We start from the raw sequence: 20568 nt of genomic DNA, 5'->3' as shown, positions 1-20568 counted from the left end.
TAACTTTATTACGCTATACGGTTCATATTCGGAATTTTATGACTTTGTCAATTCGCTGCGTCGCGGCATTTCTTCTTGCGAAACGCATTATACAAGTTACGTCCTTGGCTTATATATGGTTCGTGCCTACAGACCAACGTGAAGCCAAGGATTTACGCCGCGCGTAAACCCTGCCAGAGTCCGGCGCGATGTTTACGATTGTTGAATTACCTGTCTGGGCGCTTGTTCTTATGGGGCTACTTGCTGCGGTGACGGCAGCCTCGCATCTATTGTTCCCATCGGTTCGCTGGTTTTTTAGGCGCAGGGCAGAGCGTGTGGTCGCGCGGCTAAACACGAAGTTGAAACGTCCAATCCAGCCGTTCAAACTCGCGCAGCGCAGTGATATGATCCAAAATGTGCTCTATGATCCCGAGGTGATCCGCGCCGTGAATGATCGCGCTGCAAAAGAGCGGACCCCCGAAAATGTAGTATTTGAGACCGCACAAAGATATGCGCGTGAAATCGTACCCTCCTTTAGTGCAACGGTCTATTTCGGGTTCGGGATACGGGCGGCCAAGTGGTTGGCACGGGCGCTGTACCGGGTGCGGGTCGTCAACCCTAACCGAGAAGCGATTGATGCGATTGATCCAGAGGCGACGGTGGTGTTCATCATGAACCACCGGTCCAACATGGATTATGTGTTGGTAACGTATTTGGTGGCTGGCGATTCAGCTTTGTCATATGCAGTCGGCGAATGGGCACGCGTTTGGCCACTGCGTCCACTGATCCGCATGATGGGCGGGTATTTCATCAGGCGCAAATCACTCAACCTGCTTTATCGCCGGATACTGGCCCGATACGTGCATTTATCTACGCGGGAAGGCGTCACGCAGGCGGTTTTCCCGGAAGGTGGGCTCAGCCGGACGGGCGCGCTGGGCGACCCTAAACTGGGGCTGATCAGCTACATACTGGATGGGTTTGATCGCGACGGCCCGCGTGACGTTGTGTTTGTGCCGGTGGGTCTGAACTATGACCGTGTGCTGGAGGATCGTGTTCTAGTGGCGGCTGTGGGCGATGCGCGCAAACGGTTCACATTTCGGATCAGTACGGTTTTTCGGTACGTGGGCCGACATTTCTGGCAACGCCTGACGGGTAGGTTCCACCGTCTGGGCTTTGCAGCCGTGGCCTTTGGAACACCCATTTCGCTTAAGCAGTTTTTAGATAAGCCAAATGAAGACCCAGCCACAGCACTTGGCGCGATCTTGATGGAAGAGGTCGCAAAATCTGTCCCTGTTCTGCCAGTGCCGCTGATCTGTTGGTATCTTGCCGCAGCGGATGGGCGTATTGGGATCGCGCAGTTACAGGATCGGTTTGCCAATGATGTGGCTGACATGCGGACCCGCAGGATCGAGATCTGTTTGCCAGACGCAGGAATTGAGGCAGCTGTAACAGGCGCGTTGCGGATGCTGGAGGCACGTGGGCTTGTCTATCTAACAGAAGATATGGTGCACATCACGGACCGTAACCCTGAGCTCATAGCTTACTACGCCGCCTCCATTGCGCATATCTCCGCGACATAAAATTACAAAATTATCTCAATTAGGATTGCATTATTACTTTCGTATTTGTATTTCCGACCTATTGGCAGTGCAGAAATTGATTCTGCGTTGCGGCAGGATTACGGTTGAGGAGCACAAGTATGGCCTTGGATACTCGGGATACGATTATGGACTATGACGCCCCAAAGAAGGACCTCTACGAGGTTGGTGAAATTCCCCCGCTGGGCCATGTGCCTAAGAAAATGTACGCATGGGCGATCCGGCGCGAACGCCACGGAGAACCAGAACAGGCGTTTTTAACTGAAGTTGTCGATGTTGTGAAACCGGATAGCCATGAGGTTCTGGTGCTCGTGATGGCAGCAGGGGTTAACTATAATGGCGTATGGGCAGGCCTTGGTGTTCCGATCAGTCCCTTTGACGTCCACAAAGCCGAGTATCACATCGCCGGCTCCGACGCATCTGGGATAGTTTGGGCTGTGGGCGACAAGGTCACGCGTTGGAAAGTCGGTGATGAGGTTGTCATCCACTGCAATCAGGACGATGGCGACGACGAGGAATGCAACGGCGGCGACCCTATGTTCTCAAACTCTCAAAGGATTTGGGGCTACGAGACGCCTGATGGCTCTTTCGCGCAATTCACAACTGTTCAGTCGCAACAGCTGATGCCACGCCCTCAGCACCTGAGCTGGGAAGAAAGTGCCTGTTATACTCTGACGCTGGCGACGGCGTACCGAATGCTGTTCGGCCATCACCCGCATGAGCTGAAACCGGGTCAGAACGTACTTGTATGGGGCGCTTCAGGTGGTCTGGGATCCTACGCGATCCAATTGGCCAATACCGCGGGTGCCAATGCGATTGGGGTGATCTCGGATGAGGATAAGCGCGACTTTGTCATGGGTCTTGGTGCGAAAGGCGTCATCAATCGTAAGGATTTCAATTGCTGGGGGCAGATGCCCACAGTGAACACACATGAATATAAGGAATGGTTCGGCGAGGTTCGCAAATTCGGCAAAGCGATCTGGGATATCACCGGTAAGGGCAATAATGTCGATATGGTCTTTGAACATCCTGGCGAGGCGACGATGCCCGTGTCTGTATTCGTGTGTAAGAAAGGCGGGATGGTTGTTATCTGTGCTGGCACCACCGGTTACAACCTGACGATGGATGCGCGTTATCTTTGGATGCACCAGAAACGGGTGCAGGGATCGCATTTTGCACATCTCAAGCAAGCGTCAGCAGCGAACAAGCTGATGGTCGAACGCCGCCTTGATCCCTGCATGTCCGAGGTTTTCCCTTGGGCCGAAATTCCGCAGGCCCACACCAAAATGCTTCGGAACGAACATAAGCCGGGCAATATGGCCGTGCTGGTGACAGCCTCGCGTACTGGGCTGTCGACCTTTGAAGACACGTTGGAGGCTAGTCGTTCAGCTTGAAACAAGTCGATTTTCTGGACAGAAAAAGGCCCCGAATCATCCGGTTCGGGGCCTTTTTGCGGCGAACTTACGAGGGTTTAAGGAAAACAATAGTATAGAAAGGCCACCCCTCGCTATTTTGGGGGAGTAGGAAAGCGCGAATATCTTTGAAAAAACCTCCTGTGGTATCCTGTTGTTAACGATTGATTAACTGTTTCCGGAGGATGATTGTGATGAACAATGAATGGATTATCGATGTACTGACGGACCTGCGAAAGTTTTCGGCCAGCAATAATTTGGAAAATCTGGCAGAACAACTTGACGACATGATCATGGTTGCAACTCATGAGCTGTCATCGCGCAAGTCTGGGATACGTCAAATGGTAGGTGATATTGAGCAGGCTCGCGGATATGCAGCAACTTCTATCGCAGGCGACAACGCTTGACGAAGTTCAGACCTTTGTAACAGGTCTGCGCGATGCCTATGATATTGAGCATCTCGTATATCATTCGGTGAACAGCACCGGCGAACAATATGCAGCTTTGACCTATCGTGCAAATTGGGTCGACAGATATATCGAACAGGATTACGCGCGGATCGATCCTGTGGTTCATGGATGCTATCAACGTTTTCAGCCAATTGACTGGAAAGAGCTTGATTGGACACCCAAAAGCAGCCGCAATTTTCTGGGGGAAGCGATCGATGCAGGTCTGGGAAATCAGGGGTTCAGCGTTCCGATCAGGGGACCAAGCGGACAGTTCGCGCTTTTCTCGGCAAACCAGCGATGCAACGATGATGAGTGGAAGACCTACACTCAAGAACATGTCGGCGATCTGATCTTGATTGCGCATTACCTCAATGAAAAAGCGCTTGATATTGAAGGTGGCCCAACACGTGGTCCGGCCCGCGCATTATCCCCGCGCGAAAAAGATACGCTGACCTTGCTGGCGCTTGGTAATAACCGCGCAGCAATTGCCGAAGAGTTGAAAATTTCTGAAAGTACGCTACGGGTCTATATTGAATCCGCACGCTTCAAGCTTGGGGCGGCAAACACTACTCATGCTGTTGCTATTGCTCTGACTCATGGTCTGATTGTCGTCTGACAGCGACTTTCTATATCTTTAAAAAAATCTTAACCCAGATAACTTGCATTCATATTCTGAAAGAATTGCAATAATTTTTCATCATTTTCTTCAAACATTGATTTAGCGACCGGTGCCGTGACGGTTTATTAAGCATGTTTTGCGACCTCCATTCTATCTAGAATGGAGGAAGAAAGATGATCCGATATCTATACGGACACCAACTCAACAATTTCCCAATACTTAAAGAAACAATGCTGCGAGACCGTGCCACTCAATTCAAGGACCGCTTGAAATGGGAGGTCACAGTTGATGAACATGGGTTTGAGCAGGATCAGTACGACCCGATAAACCCGCTCTATGTCATCTGGCAAAACAGGTTTGGCACCCATGGCGGTTCTATGCGGTTTCTGCCGACGTTGGGCGATACGATGGTCAATGACCATTTCTCCCACTTATTACGCGATGGCCCTGTTGCTGATCCACAAATCTGGGAAACCACGCGTTTCTGCGTCTCGCCAGGGGCTGCGGATAGCAGCCGTGTCGCGTCTTTGCTGATGCTGGCAGGGGCACAATTGGGTGTGGGGTTTGGCCTGACCCACGCCATCGGCGTCTTTGACGCACGTATGGTACGCATTTACCGCAAACTGGGGTGGCAGCCTGATGTCCTTGGGACAGATGGTGTTGGCCGCGATGCAATCAGTGCGGGGCTATGGAAATTCGACATCGAAACGCTGAGTGATCTTGCGGAAAAGGCGAATGTCTCACCGGACCTGTCGCAAGTCTGGTTTGAACAGTCTTTCGGTCGCACTCCGAAAACCAAAGTCGCATAATCGTGCTGGCACCCGCCGGGGCAGGGCTATAGGATTTGCCCATGTCCCGCGCGGTTGCCACTATTACCTTCTCTGATGATCAGGCCGAGGCCTATGACAGTATTGCAGCCCTGCTAGCGCAGGCTGGTGTAGATATTGTCGAGGGGCAGACGACCCCTCTAGGCGACAGCAAGTCGCAGGTCATGGCTGTCGTAGGCAAGGCCGGGTCAGGCAAGACCTTGCTGTTGGCGCAGCTTGTGGAAGCAGTACAAGAAGCTGGGGTCGATTTGATCTCAGGCGACTATGACGGCAAACCGCGCAAGGATCGCCGCACCATCGCCGTCTTAGCGCCCACCAACAAAGCAGCCAGCGTGCTGCGCAACCGTGGTGTGCCTGCGACGACGATCCACCGTATTCTCTACACGCCCGTATATGACCCTGAATACGAAAAGATCGCTGACTGGCTGGCAGGGCAGGGGGATAAGCCTGATATAGAGGGGCTGACCGATGCCTCGCTGGAGCGCGCAAGGCTGTTCTATGAAGCAAACAAATCCATTCCCGGTGCGCTTGCGGCGGCTGGATTGAAAGGCTCGGATTTTATTCAGGGCTGGAAACGGCGTGATGATCCGCTGGACATCGGATTTATCGACGAAAGCTCGATGCTTGACGAAAAGCAGCTTGATGATTTGCAAGAGATTTTCCCGACACTCCTACTGTTCGGTGATCCGGCGCAATTGGCACCTGTGGGCCAGTCCGGAAAAATGGTGTTTGATACGTTGAAAGAGGGCCGGAAACTGACGCTTAGCCGTGTGCACCGGCAAAAACAGGATAATCCGATCCTAGATTTGGCCCATGCTTTGGCGGACCCATCTCTTGGGTTTGAGGCATTTGAGCGTATGGTGGAAGACGCAGGTCGATCTGATGATCGTGTCGTATATGCAGGTCGTGTCGAAGCTGATCTGATGTCACGTTCCCCTGTTCTGGTTTGGCGCAATGCAACGCGTATTCGGTTGATCCAAGCCTATCGCGGAGCTTACGGCGCGACCGTGGATACGCTTTTACCGGGTGAGCCGCTCATTTGCGATGGGATCGAGTTGCCGCTGAAGCACCGTAAAAAGCGCATCGATCTTGAGGCTCGTGGCCTGATCAAAGGGGCGCAAGTGATCTATCTGGGGCCTGGTAGCAAGCCCGGCTTTTCGCGCCTGCATGTTATGGGGGCCGAAGACCCACGGGTCAGTGCGGCTTCGATTATCAAAATCGAAGCCCCGGATGAGGAAGAACCTTTCATTCCCTTCGCCGCCCGTATGGGCGCGGCATTCCTGCATGGGGCTGCGGTAACAATCCACAAAGCCCAAGGGTCCCAATGGGAAACGGTTCAGGTTTTTGCACCTGATCTATATGCCGCCGCGCGTTCCGGGCGTGAAGAGTCGGGGCAAGCCTTATGGAAACGTCTGGCCTATGTGGCAATCACACGGGCACAACACAGACTACTTTGGGTGACACGCAATCGTCTGTCACGCCCGACCGGTGCATTAAGCACAGATGATTTGAAAGTCGCCCCTGCGCCGCTAACCCTAGAACCGAATGAACCGGAAAACAGCTGAGGCCAACCAACCCGCAGCAATGGCAATGAACAGCGACAAGAGCCCGTAGATCAATGGTTTTTCATGGGCCAGATTGTAAATCCAGCGTTCTAGCCCAACTTTGTTGACCTGAATGACCGTTGTATGTTCATCAATAATGCGACCACCACGTGTTAGATAAATTTTGGTGGTATAGTCGCCCTCAACCAGATTGGCGGGTAGGTCGATCTTAGTAGAAAACAGTGTTTCGTCGAACAGGTTGACGTGTCCCTCACGTTGCTGGAACAACTCGGCTTTCTTGCGGATGCGGATCAGCGCATCCTTGAACTTGACTTGGCTCTCAAGTGGCTCACCGGTGTTTGGCAACCTGATGGCCCGCGGGATGGTGATCTTGTGTAGCAAGTCATCGGCGGTTCGAAGAACTTCGGCCATAGGGCCGGTCGTTGCAACTGCATAAAAGCTGGGGGCTTTGCTGATCGTCAGCGCATCTGTGTTGATCCAGATACCAAGACGTCTATCCTTGCGCCGCACTGTTACAGGTTGTTTTGGGCCCGCGACTGTAATGATCACATGCATAGGATTTGCTTCGGGGATAGGTTTTTCCCGTTTTACGGCACCATAGATCAATATGTCTGAACCATCGAAATTTGCAGTGATCGCAACTTGGTCGCGCGACAGCCCTGCCACTACGGTTTCTGCCCGCGCAGGTAGGCTTGTCATGAGGGTCATCAGCAGAAATGTTACCAGAAGGCGCATCAATGCGCCCCTTCTAAAGCGCCACCAAGCGAGAAGAGCTCGGACGGCTGGACAAGTAGGTCAAATGCCAGCTTGCCACACACAGCCAAGACCATGATAGAAAGTAAAATACGCAACTGCTCGGCTTTCAGCTTGACGCCAATGCGCGCCCCGATCTGCGCACCGACGACCCCGCCAACCAGCAGCAGAACAGCCAATGCCATATCCACAGTGTAGTTGGTCGTGGCATGCAGAAGTGTCGTAAACGCAGTCACAAAGATGATTTGAAACAGTGAGGTTCCCACCACAACTTTGGTCGGCATACCAAGGATATAAATCATCGCCGGCACCATGATAAAGCCGCCGCCAACACCCATGATAGCAGCTAGAATGCCCACTAGCACGCCAACAATTACCGGGGGAATAACTGAGATATACAATCCCGATGTACGGAATTTCATTTTGAACGGCAGCGCGTGAATCCAGCCTCGTTGTTTGCGGGTGCGGATTGTTTGCGGGCTTTTGGACCGCCGGATGGCGCGCAGGCTTTCGAAGAACATCAGCCCGCCGATAATGCCTAGAAAGACCACATAGCAAAGTTTGACCAGTAGATCGACCTGACCGATCTGGCGCAACATAGTGAATAACTGCACACCAAGCGCCGCCCCGATCAGCCCGCCGACCAATAACACACAGCCCATTTTCAGATCGACGGTCTTTCGTTTGAAATGTGCCAGCACCCCTGAGAAAGAAGATGCAACAATCTGGTTCGCCTCAGTCGCGACAGCAACAGCAGGTGGGATGCCGATAAAGAACAGAAGCGGTGTCATCAGAAACCCACCACCGACACCGAACATGCCAGACAGAATGCCCACAATGCCGCCCAATCCCAGCAATAGGAAAGCATTGACGGAGACTTCGGCTATGGGCAGGTAAATTTGCATGGCATCTCTTAGACCCGGCTAACTGGACATAGCAATGCAAATTGATGAGTCCAGTTTGTTTTATCGTTCCTTAACGTAAGGTTCCCCACCTGCGCGGGGTGGAATTGCCTTGCCAACAAAACCCGCAAGGATCACGACCGTCAGAATGTAGGGTAGGGCTTGCATGAACTGCACGGGCAATACAATCCCCAGAACTTCAATATTTTGATATCGGTTCGAAATTGCCTCAAGCAGGCCGAATAGCAATGTGGCATATAGCGCGTACCACGGACGCCATTTTGCAAAGATCAATGCGGCCAAGGCAATAAACCCGCGGCCTGCGGTCATATCCTTGACGAAGCCAGCGGCAAGCCCTGTGGCAAGATAGGCACCTGCGATGCCGCATAAAATGCCGCAGATCGCAACGGCGGCGTAGCGCAGCCCGATGACGGAAACACCTGCTGTATCAACCGCAGCCGGGTTCTCGCCAACCGCGCGCAGCCTCAAGCCAAATCTGGTGCGAAACAGCACATACCAGCTAAGCGGCACGCAAAGCAGTGCGACATAGACCAGAATTGTATGACCTGAGATCAGCTCGGCATATATGGGTCCAAGAACAGGCACGTCGGACAATGCTTCGGCAAAGGGCAGGGTTACGGGTTCAAACCGACCTTGCCCCATAAGCGAGGGCGTGCGCCCGCCCAATTGGAACCAGCTTTGTCCGATCAGAACTGTTATGCCGGCAGCCAGAAAGTTGATGGCAACACCTGAAATCAACTGGTTGCCGCGATAAGTGATCGAGGCCAGCCCGTGGATCGCTGCCAGGACCAGAGACGACCCTATACCAGCCAGCAGTCCAAGCCATGCTGATCCTGTCATTGCGGCGATGGCAGCCGAAAAGAACGCGGCGGCCAGCATCTTGCCTTCCAACCCGATGTCAAAAATGCCAGCGCGTTCTGAAAACAGCCCGGCCAGACAGGCCAGTAGCAAAGGTGTCGCCAGGCGTAGCGTTGAGTCGAGGATTTGCAGAACAGTCAGAAAATCCATGGCGCTACACCTTCGTTGTCGCCAGCTTATAGCTGGCAAAACAGAAGAACACCCCAAGTCCCGCCTGAATGACGCGACGTGCTTTTAAATAGCCGGCGACGACTGGATCCGTTGAAAACGCCATAGCGTAGGTCAAATGACCAATGATGGACAAAACCGTTGCGCAGATAATCAGCATCAGCCCTACCAATGGCGGCGCATTTGCCCCGATGCTGAGCGCTACGACTGCCAACCATTGTATGGCTGCTTTTGGGTTGGTCATCTGCACCGTAAGTCCACGCAAATAGAGAGGCCAAAGTGACCGTGAGGTCGCTGAAATAGGCTGGGGGTCTATTGCGCTCGCTGCGTTGCGAAAGGCTTTGTAGGCAAGAAACAGAAGATAGGCTGCACCAAACAGTTTAACAGCAATCATCGCATTTGCATAAAGCGATACCATGACTGACAGCCCTGTCACGCTAAGCGTTGCCCAAAATGCTGTGCCAGTTGCAACGCCCATGGCGATTGCAGCGGCAGGCTTGCGCCCTTGCGACATTGCAGTCCCGATAATTGTCAAAATGTTGGGGCCTGGGCTGATCATACCCATCGAAAAAAGTCCGATACCGACCATCAGGCCCGGCAGATAAGGATACAGCTCACTCATTGTGCCTCTCCCCTTTTGCTGGCAAGGAACATTTTCTCAACTGGTCCGCGAACCATACCGTCAAGCGCACCCGTGAACAGGATCACCAGCGCCTGAATAACCACGATCAATTCCCGGGGGATGGTTGTCCAAAGGGCCAACTCGGCACCACCCTGATACAGAAACCCGAACAAAATGGCAGCCAATAACACACCGAATGGATGGGACCGCCCCATCAACGCCACGGCAATCCCTATGAACCCCGCACCTTCGACCGAGTTCAGAACCAAACGCTCTGCTTCGCCCATGACGTTGTTGATTGCCATCAAGCCTGCCAGCCCGCCCGAGATCATCATCCCGATCATGGTGATACGCACAGGGGAAATTCCAGCATAAATCGCGGCGGGCTCAGAGTGGCCGAAGGCCCGGATCTGATAGCCCAGCCTTGTATGCCAGATCAGAAAATATACTACGACGCAGGCAATCAAAGCCACAAACAGGGTGACGTTTGCAGGCGTTCGCGCGGCGAAAGGGATGCCAATACCGTTCAGAATTTCAGCCAGCGTTGGCAGATTGGTCGCGGCTGGAAACTTCGCTGTCGCCGGGTCCATAGAGCCTGCGGGACGCAACATATTCACCAGCACATAGTTCAAAAACGAGGCTGCGATGAAATTGAACATGATCGTGGTGATCACGATGTGACTGCCACGTTTTGCTTGCAGGTAGGCCGGTATCATTGCCCAAAGCGCACCAAATAGCATCGACGCGCCAATCGCACCTAGAAGGGCAAGTGTCCAATGGGGCCAAGGGATGAACAGACACGCCAATGCAACACCAAGACCGCCGAGTGTCGCCTGACCCTCCCCACCGATATTGAACAGAGATGCATGGAAAGCGACAGAAACCGCAAGGCCAGTAAAAATGAAATTGGTCGCGTAATAAAGCGTAAAGCCCCAGCCGTATGTGGAGCCTAGTGCGCCTTCAACCATCAGCTTCAATGCGGCAATTGGATCTTCGCCGATAGCAAGGATCACCAGCCCAGAAATTACAAAGGCCAAAACCAGATTAATGAGCGGAATTAAGAATATATCGGCCCATCTTGGCATTTTTTCCATCAGCGCACGCTCCCGTCTGTGTGGGCCAGCGCGGCTTCCACGGCCTCGTGTAGCGGTACGTCCGGTTCTTCTGTGATGCCCGCCATCAGCAAACCAAGTTCTTTCTCATCCGTCTCGGATGGCAGACGTTCGCCCATGATCTTTCCATCAAAGATAACAGCGATCCGGTCTGACAAGGATAGAATTTCGTCCAGCTCGACCGAGACCAGAAGGATAGCCTTGCCCTGATCCCGCAGTTCAACAATGCGTTGGTGAATGAATTCAATCGCGCCGATGTCTACACCCCGCGTAGGTTGACCAACCAGTAAGAGGTCCGGATTTCGCTCAATCTCGCGTGCGAGAACGATCTTCTGCTGGTTTCCGCCTGAGAAGTTTTTTGCCTCAAGCCAGCAATTGGCCGGGCGCACATCGAAACGTTCGATCTTGTCTTCGGTATCTTTGCGCAGGGTGTCGTTATCCATTAACAGACCCTTTTGATAGGCAGGGTCATGGTGATAGCCGAACGCCATATTTTCCCACGCCTTGAAATCCATGATCAGGCCTTCTCGTTGGCGATCTTCGGGCACATGCGCAATCCCCCGTGCGCGCCGCGACCTACCATCGGAATGCTTGCCCGTCAGGTCAATTTCCTGTCCGTTCACTTTGACCGATCCCGTTGCGGTCTGAATGCCGCCAAGCACCTCAAGCAGTTCGGATTGCCCATTTCCGGCAACCCCGGCGATGCCCAAAATCTCCCCGGCGCGGACATTCAGCGAAATGCCTTTTAACCGCTCCACGCCTTTGTCATCTGTTACCTGAAGATCTTCAACCTCAAGCACATTGGCACCCGGCGTGGCGGGCTTCTTATCGACCCGCAGAAGCACTTTGCGACCTACCATCAGCTCTGCCAATTCAGCAGGCGAGGTCTCTGACGTCTTCACAGTTGCAGTCATTTCTCCGCGGCGCATGACTGAGACAGTGTCAGTGATTTCCATAATCTCGCGCAGCTTGTGAGTGATCAGAATGATCGTCTTTCCCTGCGCCCGCAGCCCTTCCAGAATGCGAAACAGATGATCGGCCTCGGCCGGTGTCAGAACCCCTGTCGGTTCATCCAAGATCAGAATATCGGCTTGTCGGTACAGCGCCTTAAGTATCTCGACCCGCTGCTGCATGCCCACGCCGATATCCTCAATTCTGGCGTCGGGATTGACGTTCAACTCATATTCTTTGGCAAGTTGCGTCAGCAACTTGCGCGCCTTGGCCAGTGATGGACGTAACCATGGCCCGTCCTCAGCCCCAAGCACGACATTTTCCAGTACAGTGAAATTCTCTACCAGCTTGAAATGTTGGAAAACCATCCCGATGCCTGCCGCAATCGCAGCCTGACTGTCGGGGATCTGTGTTCTCTGTCCGCTAATATAGATTTCACCGGCATCGGCTTTGTAAAAGCCGTAGAGAATCGACATCAATGTCGATTTGCCAGCACCATTTTCACCGATTATCCCGTGTATTGTACCGGGCATAACACGGATCGATATATCTTTATTCGCCTGAACGGGCCCAAAGGATTTGGAAATACCTCTTAGCTCAATAGCAGGCGGAACGGCCAATTCTGGCCGCTCCTTTGATGTTTGCAAAGTCATTTAGAAAGACAGCGCAGGGCAGCTTTCGTCTGACATGTAGTCATGTACCTGAATTTCACCGGCAATAATTTTCTCGCGGATGCCGTCAACGGCAGCCTGCATCTCCGAAGAGACAAGGGGTGCATTGTTGTCATCCATTGCATATCCCACACCTTCCTCGGCCAGCCCAAGAACCTTTACGCCAGGCTCAAGGCTTTCTGCTGAAAACGCGTCATAGACGGCCACATCGACCCGCTTCATCATTGAGGTCAGAACGGAGCCCGGATGCAGACCATTCTGATTGCTATCTACACCTACAGACAGTTTGCCCGCGTCAGCTGCTGCTTGCAGAACACCAACGCCAGTGCCGCCTGCCGCAGCATAGATCACATCGGCCCCCTGACTGATTTGTGCCTTTGTCAGTTCAGCCCCTTTCACTGGGTCATTCCAAGCTGCAGGGGTCGTGCCTGTCATGTTGGCAATGACTTTAGTGTCCGGGTTCGCAGCTTTCGCACCTTCTGCAAAACCACAGGCAAACCGGCGGATCAGAGGAATATCCATACCCCCGATAAAGCCGACAGCATTTGTCTCAGAGGCCTGAGCCGCCATGTATCCAACAAGATATGACCCTTCGTGTTCCTTGAACACGATTGAGGTCACATTGGGCTTGTCGACCACTGCGTCAATGATCACGAAACTGGTCTCAGGATAATCATCGGCAACTTCTTCAAGTACCGACCCAAAGGCAAACCCAGTCATAGCAACCGGGTTAGCGCCTGTTTCCGCCAAACGGCGCAGGGCCTGTTCGCGTTGCGCCTCAGACTGCATCTCAAGTTCTTTGAACTTACCGCCAGTTTCATCAGCCCACTTCTTTGCGCCATTATAGGCAGCTTCGTTGAAGGATTTATCGAACTTGCCACCAAGATCGAAAATAATAGCCGGGTCAGCAAATGCCGCTCCTGCTGTCAACGCCAGCGTTGCCGCTGCGCCATAAAATTTCTGCATGAATGTCATGACAGTCTCCCAGATGTTTTTGTTTATACGGGGGCCCGTCCCCCCCGTGCCGTGTGAGCAGAGATTGCTCTCAGATCATTGCACATTAAGGGCCAACCCGGCAGGGAGGGTCAACCGATTCTTGATGGTTTTGTAAAGGAAACCGGTAAATTCAGCAGGTTACGTGAGGTGAATGCTTTTTATTAAGGCGTATATTCGTTTCCGAAGTCAGTCAGCGACTTTGGGTGTCATCGTGATGTTGCGGCTTTGCATCTGCAAATCAGGGTTGGAGAAGGATCACAAGTTCCGCGCAGGTTTCACCTAACATGCCAATGATAATGGGCAGTATCAGGACTGTCGCACCACAATTGAGCGGTAGGGCATTCAGGCAATACTACGGTTTTGGCCTGATATCTTTATCAGCTTCTGCGCAAGCTCTTCTGCGACGGCCAGTGCCCCTTCCAAAAAGCCGCCGAACTGGGGGGCGACTTCTGTTGCGCCCAAATTTAAGCGCCCGTCCCATAAATCAGTCAGGGTTGACGGCCGGCCGTAAGCAGGATGGCCCCCGATGGGCATATGATCCAGTTTGCTTGCGGTCTCGGATGCAAAGGCCCAGTCCGCCAGAACCGCTTTGCGTGGCGATAATGCGGCGTCTCCGAAGATCCGTCCCAATTGCGCCAGTGCTGCAGCCTCGATTTCATTGCCGCGGCCTTGTCGGTGTGTCACTGGGTCGCCAACAAAGCCGAACAAAGCAGCAGGCCCATCGGGTGCAGAGGCATCATGGATTTCGACAAGTGGGCCGTGGCGGCTCATCGCGTCACCGGACAGGCCAGCTTCGCGCCAGAATGGCGCGTCGTAGGTGGCAACGAATTTCGCCTGACCACCCATCCATGTCGGTATCCGTTCCATTGCATCACGTGCATGCGAAGGCAGTTCAGGCGTAAATCGCAGACCAGCAGCTACGCGAGGTGGTACGGCAAGAACGATCTGATTTGCCGCGATCTCGCGCCCATCAGCAAGGAGCGTTGAACCCGTCTGGCGCAGTTCTGTCACTGCTGTTCCAAGATGCAGACGCTCTGCCGGTAAACTGGTGGCAAGGGCGTCGATCATTGCCATCATGCCGCCCTTGATCCGCAATGACCCCTCCATTGAGGCAAATCCCATCCCGCGCTGTATGCGACCAGTTTCATCTTCGAAACTCAATTCACCCTGGCTCCATTGATCGAAAACCGTCAGTTTCAGCCGGTCAGCCATTGCTGCCATGCGTGGTTGTCCGGGCCAGAACCATGACGGCCCCAGATCAAATCCGGCCTCTTGATCGTGTAGCATCTTGATACGCCCGCCGAAGCGTTTCCGTGCTTCGACCAATTGAAAATCGGTCCCGGCGCGGTGCAAATGGTCTGCAAGTGCAAGACCCGACAGACCGCCACCCACGATTAATACGTCAGTTTTCATCAGAAACTTTCTGTTTGCGGGCGGAAATCCACTTCGTGACTCCAAGTCGATTTCGGCTGATGTGCGAGCGCCCAATAGGCTGCGGCCAGATCGTCAGGCTTTATCATTCGCTGTGGGTCAAGGCTATGCAGATCGCGCGAGGCGGGCGTATCGATAATTCCATCAAGGATCGTGTGCACCACATGCACGCCCGCAGGCTGGAAGCTGCGCGCCAAGGATTGTGTTAGCCCACGCAAGGCAAATTTAGCCGAGGCAAATGCCGCAAATTTTGCACCACCTCGCAGGCTTGCTGTTGCGCCTGAGACAATGAATGTCCCGCCGCCGTCCCGCACCATGGGTTGCAATACGCATTGGCCTAACATGATTGCTGATTGCACCATGGATCGCCAACAGGCGGTGAAATCGTCGAGCGAGGTCTCAAGGAAATCCTGAATAACCAGGTGGGCAGTGTTATGGACGACGATCTGTGGTGCACCATGCTTTTGCATCAGTGGCGCAAGCGTTGCGCGTAAAGCTTTCTCATCACACAAATCGCAGGCGCGGATATCATGCGGGCCGGTCCCACCGCTGCGGGTCAGGCCCACAGCCATCATACCCTCATCGGAGAATTTTTGCAGCAGGGCAGCCCCCAATCCGGGTCCTGCACCTGCAACGATTGCAAGGGGTTTGTCTGCCATAGCTTCAGACCTGCGGTGCCTTGGCGTAGGGCAGATGGCCCGCCTTCATCCACAGCTTTACGCCATCAGCGCCAGCCTGTGCTTTCAGCACGCTGCCTTCGGGTAGACGCAACCAGCTATCTTTGCGTAAGGTATCTCCGCCTTCGGAAAGCGTGCCGCCCAAAACCAGAATCTCGCCCCCATGAGGCAAGTCGATCTCTGTCGCTATGCCAGCATCCCATTCTTCATATGTCACCGTTTCATGATCATCCTTGTGCAGTTGATTGCGGCGAATACCCGGAGCGGCCTTTGTCAGATTGGCTGCCATATCCTTGCGGAACTGATTGCGGTCTTCCATGTCAAACTGCCAGAGCTTAACGAAAATTGTGCAGCCTTCGTCCGAACCTGGCGTGTGGCTGGTCGTTGGGGGTTGCGCACATAGGTGCCCGCCGGGAAATCGCCGTGTTCGTCCTGAAAGACACCTTCCAGCACGATGAATTCTTCACCGCCGGTGTGCGTATGTGATGAGAAGTGACTGTCTGGCGCGTAGCGCACGATGGTTGTGGCGCGCGCCACTTCGCCACCGATGCGATCCAGCATTCTACGATCCACGCCTGGCATGGGCGAGGCTTGCCAGTCTATAGAATCGGCATGAACAAGGACGCGTTGTGAAAAGTCATCATTGAGGTTCATTTGGCAAGCTCCTTCTTATTTTGATCATTATGGATCACTTGGCATTATTTTAGGTTATTTATTTGAGAGGTAATATATCTATTAGTAAGTAGGCAAGCGTAATAGTCCCTATTTTTATAATTTTAGATGAACAGTTTGTGATGTCTCAGATAAGAGAGAGCCTCGTAACTTGCGGGGGATGTTCACCTTAAACAGCTATAAATGAGTTGGTGCATAGGTAGATTTACATAGGTAATTATGCGGATTTATTCTCAAGTATCATTTATGCAAATATGTTGGACTTCTGACGTCTATCACCTGTTATTAATTCGAAAAGTACACGAACGGATGTTGCAAACATTGGTACCGATACTAATCGGCAGGTATGCTTTGGTACTCTTTGTATGGGTTTTGCAGTACTGCCATGTGCTTACTTCTTTCAAGCATTCAGAAATTCGTTAAAACAAAGCCGTTCAGTGAGTAGACTATCAAGATGATAAAGGTAAGATTTTCTCCAAAGAGAGCGCTATGCTTTTCATGAAACCTTCGCACAGTAGAAACTTGCCATGATCAATTTCAAACGTGATTCATCTTGTGCTCGCCCAAGCTGCTGTAGACTACAAGTTGAATTTTTTCCGCTTCATATTAGGCAGAGCGTGCCATGAAAATTTCGTTGGGAATGTGGCTTGCAATCGGCTTGGCTGGTTTGCAATTTTTGGCGGTCACGGTCGTTGTTTTCTCGTCCTACCTAACGTCCGAGCGCGCAATGCTCGATCATGCGCGCAATCTTTTAAGCGATGCGGGTACGAATACTATTGAACACTCGCGGGGCTTTCTGAACCCAGCAAGTGGCGCTGCCGAACTTGCAACGCGTCTGGCGGAAAACAAGATTGTCGCGAGCGACAATCCCAAGCTGCTGGAAAAGCTTCTGTTCCAGCAATTGCGGAGTGCCCCGCAATTCGGGGGGGTATTCTATGGAGATGAAGAAGGCAATTTTGTCTATGTTAAACGAAGCGATGGGGCGGGGCCATTTCGCTCGAAGATCGTCACCAGGGATGGGGAAAACCGTTCGACTGAGCTTATCTGGCGAAATGACAAGTTTGCAGTGATGGATAGCCGACCGGATCGGGAGGATACCTATGATCCGCGGGCACGCCCTTGGTATCAGCGTGCCAGTGAAGACCTTGGCATTATCTGGACTGATCCTTACATTTTCTTCACGTCGCAAACACCAGGCATCACGATCGCGTCGCCTGTTATCGGGAATGACAATACCTTGCAGGGCGTTATCGGCGTGGATATCGAGATTAGCGAGATTTCAAGTTTTCTGGCCCGCCTGAAGATCGGAGAAAATGGCACCGCTCTGATACTCAATAGAAACGGTGATGTTATTGCGCATCCCAGTCCGGAACTCATCAAGGCTGAAAATCCCGACGGAACGCACCGTTTTGCAAACATTGGTGAGATTGCAGACCCAATTGCGCGCGCGGCCTTTGAGAATCTGTCAGATATGAGCTTTGTTTCGATTGACGAAGAAACATCTGCCGAGTTCGAGTTTGGCGGGGAGCGTTATGTATCGACGGTAATGCCAATTATTAGTGAAAAGTTGCCATGGACAATTGCAGTCTATGCGCCCGAAAACGATTTTATTGGTGCCATAAAGAAGAACCGAACCCAAAATATCTGGACAGCAGCGATTATTGCTTTGTTGACCGGGATCGTTGGCCTGTGGCTTGCGAACTACATCCACAAACCTGTCCGTGCTTTTGCCGTCCGCTCGGCGCTTATCTCTCAGGGGGAGCTTGATCCATCAGCACCGATTCCGCGATCTTACAAAGAACTTGATCGTGCGAATGAAGCCTTGATGCACGAAATAGCGGAGCGCAAGAAAACCGAGCATGAATATGGACAGACTTTTGATATGTCATCGCGTGGTATGGCGCAGATTGAGGCGGGGACCGCACGTTATGCCAAGGTGAACTCGAAATTCTGTGATATTATGGGCTATACGGAAGATGAGCTTACGAAGATGACAATTCTCGACCTGAGCTATCCGGGTGAGCCGACCATTTTTCCGACTCTCAACTCAGAGGATAGTGATGATTTTGCGTTCAACCTTGAGAAACGGTGTATTCGCAAAGATGGGGAGGTTATCTGGCTCAAGATCAATGCAATCATGATCCGAGATGAGGCAGGGAAACCACTTCATGCAGTGGCGACGGTTGACGATATTACCAATCAAAAAGCGGCTGAAACTCAGATCCATAAACTCAACAAGGACTTGTCGCATATTGCCCGTGGAAACATGTTGGGTGAGATGGCGGCGGGGCTTGCACATGAACTGAACCAACCGTTGACGGCGATCACGCAGAATGTTGATGCGGCTCTTACGACTGCGACTGAGCAACCAAAGATTGACCCAGAGCTTATTGATATTCTGAAAGATCTTGATCAACAGGCCCATCGTGCAGGGGACATTATCAAAGCGCTACGTGCCTTTGCACGAAAAGATGAAGCTTCAAAGGCAGAATTCGACTTCCAAGAGTTACTTGATCAGTCGCTGCGATTGATACAATCTGAAGCAAATGAGCATGGTGTGAATATCTCGGTCGTTTCGAATGACCTGCCAAGCGTAACCGGTGTCCGTGTGCAAACGGCACAAGTGCTGGTAAACTTGCTTAGAAACGCTATCGAGGCGATGGATTGCAGCGGGATTGATGAGAAATTGATCACGGTAACGACCAAAGCAATCGATGGTTTTGTAGAAGTTTGTGTAGAGGATACAGGGCCGGGTGTTGACCCTAATCTCAATCTGTTTACGCAGTTTGAAACGACAAAAAGTGACGGTATGGGTTTGGGGTTGTCTATAAGCCGTTCGATTGTCGAGGCGAATGGCGGCGCGCTTTGGTATCATAGAAACAAAGTCGAACATTCTTGTTTCTGTTTCACGCTACCGACGACTGAGCTGGCGGAAAATCGTATCGAAGATGTAGTTAAGACATGATGACTCAGAAATGTGTAAGCCCCTGCTGGCAGGAAACGCTGCGGCCAGTATACTTGGTCAGATAAGAACGAACGAGATAATTTGTAATGTCCAATTCAAATCAAACTGTTTTTCTTGTTGACGACGATGAAGCTATTCGTTCATCGCTCTCAAGAGCTTTGACGAAGCGGGGTTTCGAAGTTCAAACTTTTGAATCAGCAAATGCTTTTCTTAAATCATATGACAAAGATCAGTCAGGATGCTTAATTCTTGACTACGGCATGCCTGATATGAACGGCTTGGAACTTCAGGAATATCTTGCCAATAACAGGTATTCGCTTCCTATAATTTTCATCACAGGACATGGGGGCATCCCGGAGTCCGTTCAAGCGATGAAAGGGGGCGCATTGGATTTTCTGGAGAAACCATTTCGTCAGGAAATTCTCATTGGACGGATCACTGCGGCCTTGAAGGCGGATGCGGATGCCAGACAAGTTAATGAGAAGACACAACTTGCTCGGGCCAAACTGGAAAACCTCACTGCTCGTGAAAGGGAGATCGCAAAACTTATCGTTTCGAGCCCTTCCAGCACATCAAGTAAAGAAATTGCCCGGCAGCTTGATATCAGTCCACGGACCGCCGACCACCATCGTGCCCGCATTCTGGAAAAAATGGGGGTTAAATCTGTCGCTGAATTGGTCAACCTTTCAATCAGCGCAGGGTTGTTCTTGGATAAAGATGCAGAGGCTTAATCTGATATAGGTGTTTCTGCCTACGTAATCACACGAATTTCCCCGAACGTTATATTCTGGCAAACACGCTTTTGAAGCGCGGTGGTTTAAAATCTGCGTCTGTATGTTAACGAGTGATAAAATAACCGTACCGGACAGCCTGCCTTTAGACAGAAAACGGTAATTGGGTCAGCGCACTGCATCCTCCACATGGGTAGTGCGCTGACCGTCAACGGAGAAAAATAGCGTGCTAAATTATGAAACCCTGCCGGCTAAAGTTGAGCAAACGAATATGATTGAGTCCGATATTATACCCAAAGACACAATCCATGGGAAAAGAACGCTTTTTTGGCAAGAGATTTTTGCAAGATACAATGTAAAGCCAACGCTCAGAGGCGATAGGCTGTTGCAGACAGCAATCTACTTAGCTGGCAAAGACATTGCCATCAAAAATGAGCTGGCAGAGCTTCCAGTCAGAACAGACTGGAAATTGGCTATTTCGATGATGGACATCTACGCCGACCCTAGATCCAGCGGTATCTCACGACCAGAGATGGTAAGTACTTTATCAAAGCAAGCCGCGTAATCTATGCGCCCCGATTTCAGACGA

General features: G+C 52.0%; 18 protein-coding genes and 1 pseudogene. 9 read left to right on the top strand and 10 right to left on the bottom strand.

Features of this window, described 5'->3' with window-relative positions; all coding sequences use genetic code 11:
* Positions 1-188 precede the first annotated feature (188 nt).
* From ACZ1HF_RS07730 to ACZ1HF_RS07705, 6 genes are all read left to right on the top strand, one after another.
* Positions 189-1559, top strand: coding sequence for a 1-acyl-sn-glycerol-3-phosphate acyltransferase (locus tag ACZ1HF_RS07730; protein ID WP_472656949.1), 1371 nt, complete (start codon positions 189-191; stop codon positions 1557-1559).
* A gap of 119 nt (positions 1560-1678) precedes the next feature.
* A complete protein-coding gene (gene ccrA, locus ACZ1HF_RS07725) occupies positions 1679-2971 on the top strand; it encodes a crotonyl-CoA carboxylase/reductase (protein ID WP_472656948.1) in 1293 nt (430 codons plus the stop codon).
* 212 nt (positions 2972-3183) lie between these two features.
* Positions 3184-3396 carry a hypothetical protein gene (locus ACZ1HF_RS07720; protein WP_472656947.1) on the top strand — a complete coding sequence of 71 codons (213 nt, stop codon included), beginning with the start codon at positions 3184-3186 and terminating at the stop codon, positions 3394-3396.
* Complete coding sequence (locus tag ACZ1HF_RS07715; protein WP_472656946.1) at positions 3362-4054, top strand: helix-turn-helix transcriptional regulator; 693 nt, start codon at positions 3362-3364, stop codon at positions 4052-4054. The genes ACZ1HF_RS07720 and ACZ1HF_RS07715 overlap by 35 nt, the downstream gene beginning before the upstream one ends.
* A 176-nt stretch (positions 4055-4230) precedes the next feature.
* Positions 4231-4866, top strand: coding sequence for an acyl-homoserine-lactone synthase (locus tag ACZ1HF_RS07710; RefSeq protein ID WP_472656945.1), 636 nt, complete (start codon positions 4231-4233; stop codon positions 4864-4866).
* A 41-nt stretch (positions 4867-4907) separates the two neighbouring features.
* On the top strand, positions 4908-6449 hold the full coding sequence (locus tag ACZ1HF_RS07705) for an ATP-dependent DNA helicase (RefSeq protein WP_472656944.1): 1542 nt from the start codon (positions 4908-4910) through the stop codon (positions 6447-6449).
* Here the strand turns inward: ACZ1HF_RS07705 and ACZ1HF_RS07700 are convergent.
* The 10 genes and pseudogenes from ACZ1HF_RS07700 to ACZ1HF_RS07655 all read right to left on the bottom strand — a co-directional run bounded on the left by ACZ1HF_RS07700 (position 6420) and on the right by ACZ1HF_RS07655 (position 16265).
* A complete protein-coding gene (locus tag ACZ1HF_RS07700; protein WP_472656943.1) occupies positions 6420-7184 on the bottom strand; it encodes a TIGR02186 family protein in 765 nt (254 codons plus the stop codon). The genes ACZ1HF_RS07705 and ACZ1HF_RS07700 overlap by 30 nt on opposite strands.
* Positions 7184-8107, bottom strand: coding sequence for a sulfite exporter TauE/SafE family protein (locus tag ACZ1HF_RS07695; RefSeq protein WP_472656942.1), 924 nt, complete (start codon positions 8105-8107; stop codon positions 7184-7186). The genes ACZ1HF_RS07700 and ACZ1HF_RS07695 overlap by 1 nt, the downstream gene beginning before the upstream one ends.
* Positions 8108-8167: 60 nt before the next feature.
* On the bottom strand, positions 8168-9133 hold the full coding sequence (locus ACZ1HF_RS07690) for an ABC transporter permease (protein ID WP_472656941.1): 966 nt from the start codon (positions 9131-9133) through the stop codon (positions 8168-8170).
* Between the two features lie 4 nt (positions 9134-9137).
* The gene (locus tag ACZ1HF_RS07685) at positions 9138-9773 is read right to left on the bottom strand and encodes a LysE family translocator (protein WP_472656940.1); all 636 of its coding nucleotides are present in this window, start codon (positions 9771-9773) and stop codon (positions 9138-9140) included.
* Positions 9770-10867, bottom strand: a complete 1098-nt coding sequence (locus ACZ1HF_RS07680) for an ABC transporter permease (RefSeq protein WP_472656939.1) — start codon at positions 10865-10867, stop codon at positions 9770-9772. Before ACZ1HF_RS07680 ends, ACZ1HF_RS07685 begins: the two co-directional genes overlap by 4 nt.
* A complete protein-coding gene (locus ACZ1HF_RS07675; RefSeq protein ID WP_472656938.1) occupies positions 10867-12489 on the bottom strand; it encodes an ABC transporter ATP-binding protein in 1623 nt (540 codons plus the stop codon). Before ACZ1HF_RS07675 ends, ACZ1HF_RS07680 begins: the two co-directional genes overlap by 1 nt.
* Complete coding sequence (locus ACZ1HF_RS07670) at positions 12490-13482, bottom strand: BMP family lipoprotein (protein WP_472656937.1); 993 nt, start codon at positions 13480-13482, stop codon at positions 12490-12492.
* Between the two features lie 363 nt (positions 13483-13845).
* Complete coding sequence (locus tag ACZ1HF_RS07665) at positions 13846-14916, bottom strand: flavin monoamine oxidase family protein (protein WP_472656936.1); 1071 nt, start codon at positions 14914-14916, stop codon at positions 13846-13848.
* On the bottom strand, positions 14916-15593 hold the full coding sequence (locus tag ACZ1HF_RS07660; RefSeq protein ID WP_472656935.1) for an SDR family NAD(P)-dependent oxidoreductase: 678 nt from the start codon (positions 15591-15593) through the stop codon (positions 14916-14918). The genes ACZ1HF_RS07665 and ACZ1HF_RS07660 overlap by 1 nt, the downstream gene beginning before the upstream one ends.
* Positions 15594-15597: 4 nt before the next feature.
* Positions 15598-16265 (bottom strand): annotated as a pseudogene (locus tag ACZ1HF_RS07655) (cupin domain-containing protein).
* Positions 16266-16905: 640 nt separating this feature from the next.
* Here ACZ1HF_RS07655 and ACZ1HF_RS07650 point away from each other — a divergent pair.
* From ACZ1HF_RS07650 to ACZ1HF_RS07640, 3 genes are all read left to right on the top strand, one after another.
* The gene (locus ACZ1HF_RS07650) at positions 16906-19248 is read left to right on the top strand and encodes a cache domain-containing protein (RefSeq protein ID WP_472656934.1); all 2343 of its coding nucleotides are present in this window, start codon (positions 16906-16908) and stop codon (positions 19246-19248) included.
* A gap of 86 nt (positions 19249-19334) precedes the next feature.
* Positions 19335-19979, top strand: a complete 645-nt coding sequence (locus tag ACZ1HF_RS07645; RefSeq protein WP_472656933.1) for a response regulator transcription factor — start codon at positions 19335-19337, stop codon at positions 19977-19979.
* A gap of 226 nt (positions 19980-20205) precedes the next feature.
* The gene (locus ACZ1HF_RS07640; RefSeq protein ID WP_472656932.1) at positions 20206-20544 is read left to right on the top strand and encodes a hypothetical protein; all 339 of its coding nucleotides are present in this window, start codon (positions 20206-20208) and stop codon (positions 20542-20544) included.
* The last annotated feature ends 24 nt before the right edge of the window (positions 20545-20568 follow it).

Source organism: Litoreibacter sp. GN1-5 (assembly GCF_055693805.1).
Note: the sequence above shows the minus strand (reverse complement) of the source record. Positions and strands in the feature narration are given on the sequence as shown.

Coding starts and splice junctions, on each gene's coding strand:
- ACZ1HF_RS07710 (WP_472656945.1), top strand. CDS start 4,231: ATGATCCGATATCTATACGGACACCAACTCAACAATTTCCCAATACTT.
- ACZ1HF_RS07690 (WP_472656941.1), bottom strand. CDS start 9,133: ATGGATTTTCTGACTGTTCTGCAAATCCTCGACTCAACGCTACGCCTG.
- ACZ1HF_RS07700 (WP_472656943.1), bottom strand. CDS start 7,184: ATGCGCCTTCTGGTAACATTTCTGCTGATGACCCTCATGACAAGCCTA.
- ccrA (WP_472656948.1), top strand. CDS start 1,679: ATGGCCTTGGATACTCGGGATACGATTATGGACTATGACGCCCCAAAG.
- ACZ1HF_RS07665 (WP_472656936.1), bottom strand. CDS start 14,916: ATGAAAACTGACGTATTAATCGTGGGTGGCGGTCTGTCGGGTCTTGCA.
- ACZ1HF_RS07705 (WP_472656944.1), top strand. CDS start 4,908: ATGTCCCGCGCGGTTGCCACTATTACCTTCTCTGATGATCAGGCCGAG.
- ACZ1HF_RS07670 (WP_472656937.1), bottom strand. CDS start 13,482: ATGACATTCATGCAGAAATTTTATGGCGCAGCGGCAACGCTGGCGTTG.
- ACZ1HF_RS07720 (WP_472656947.1), top strand. CDS start 3,184: ATGAACAATGAATGGATTATCGATGTACTGACGGACCTGCGAAAGTTT.
- ACZ1HF_RS07730 (WP_472656949.1), top strand. CDS start 189: ATGTTTACGATTGTTGAATTACCTGTCTGGGCGCTTGTTCTTATGGGG.
- ACZ1HF_RS07660 (WP_472656935.1), bottom strand. CDS start 15,593: ATGGCAGACAAACCCCTTGCAATCGTTGCAGGTGCAGGACCCGGATTG.
- ACZ1HF_RS07675 (WP_472656938.1), bottom strand. CDS start 12,489: ATGACTTTGCAAACATCAAAGGAGCGGCCAGAATTGGCCGTTCCGCCT.
- ACZ1HF_RS07695 (WP_472656942.1), bottom strand. CDS start 8,107: ATGCAAATTTACCTGCCCATAGCCGAAGTCTCCGTCAATGCTTTCCTA.
- ACZ1HF_RS07715 (WP_472656946.1), top strand. CDS start 3,362: ATGCAGCAACTTCTATCGCAGGCGACAACGCTTGACGAAGTTCAGACC.
- ACZ1HF_RS07645 (WP_472656933.1), top strand. CDS start 19,335: ATGTCCAATTCAAATCAAACTGTTTTTCTTGTTGACGACGATGAAGCT.
- ACZ1HF_RS07650 (WP_472656934.1), top strand. CDS start 16,906: ATGAAAATTTCGTTGGGAATGTGGCTTGCAATCGGCTTGGCTGGTTTG.
- ACZ1HF_RS07685 (WP_472656940.1), bottom strand. CDS start 9,773: ATGAGTGAGCTGTATCCTTATCTGCCGGGCCTGATGGTCGGTATCGGA.
- ACZ1HF_RS07680 (WP_472656939.1), bottom strand. CDS start 10,867: ATGGAAAAAATGCCAAGATGGGCCGATATATTCTTAATTCCGCTCATT.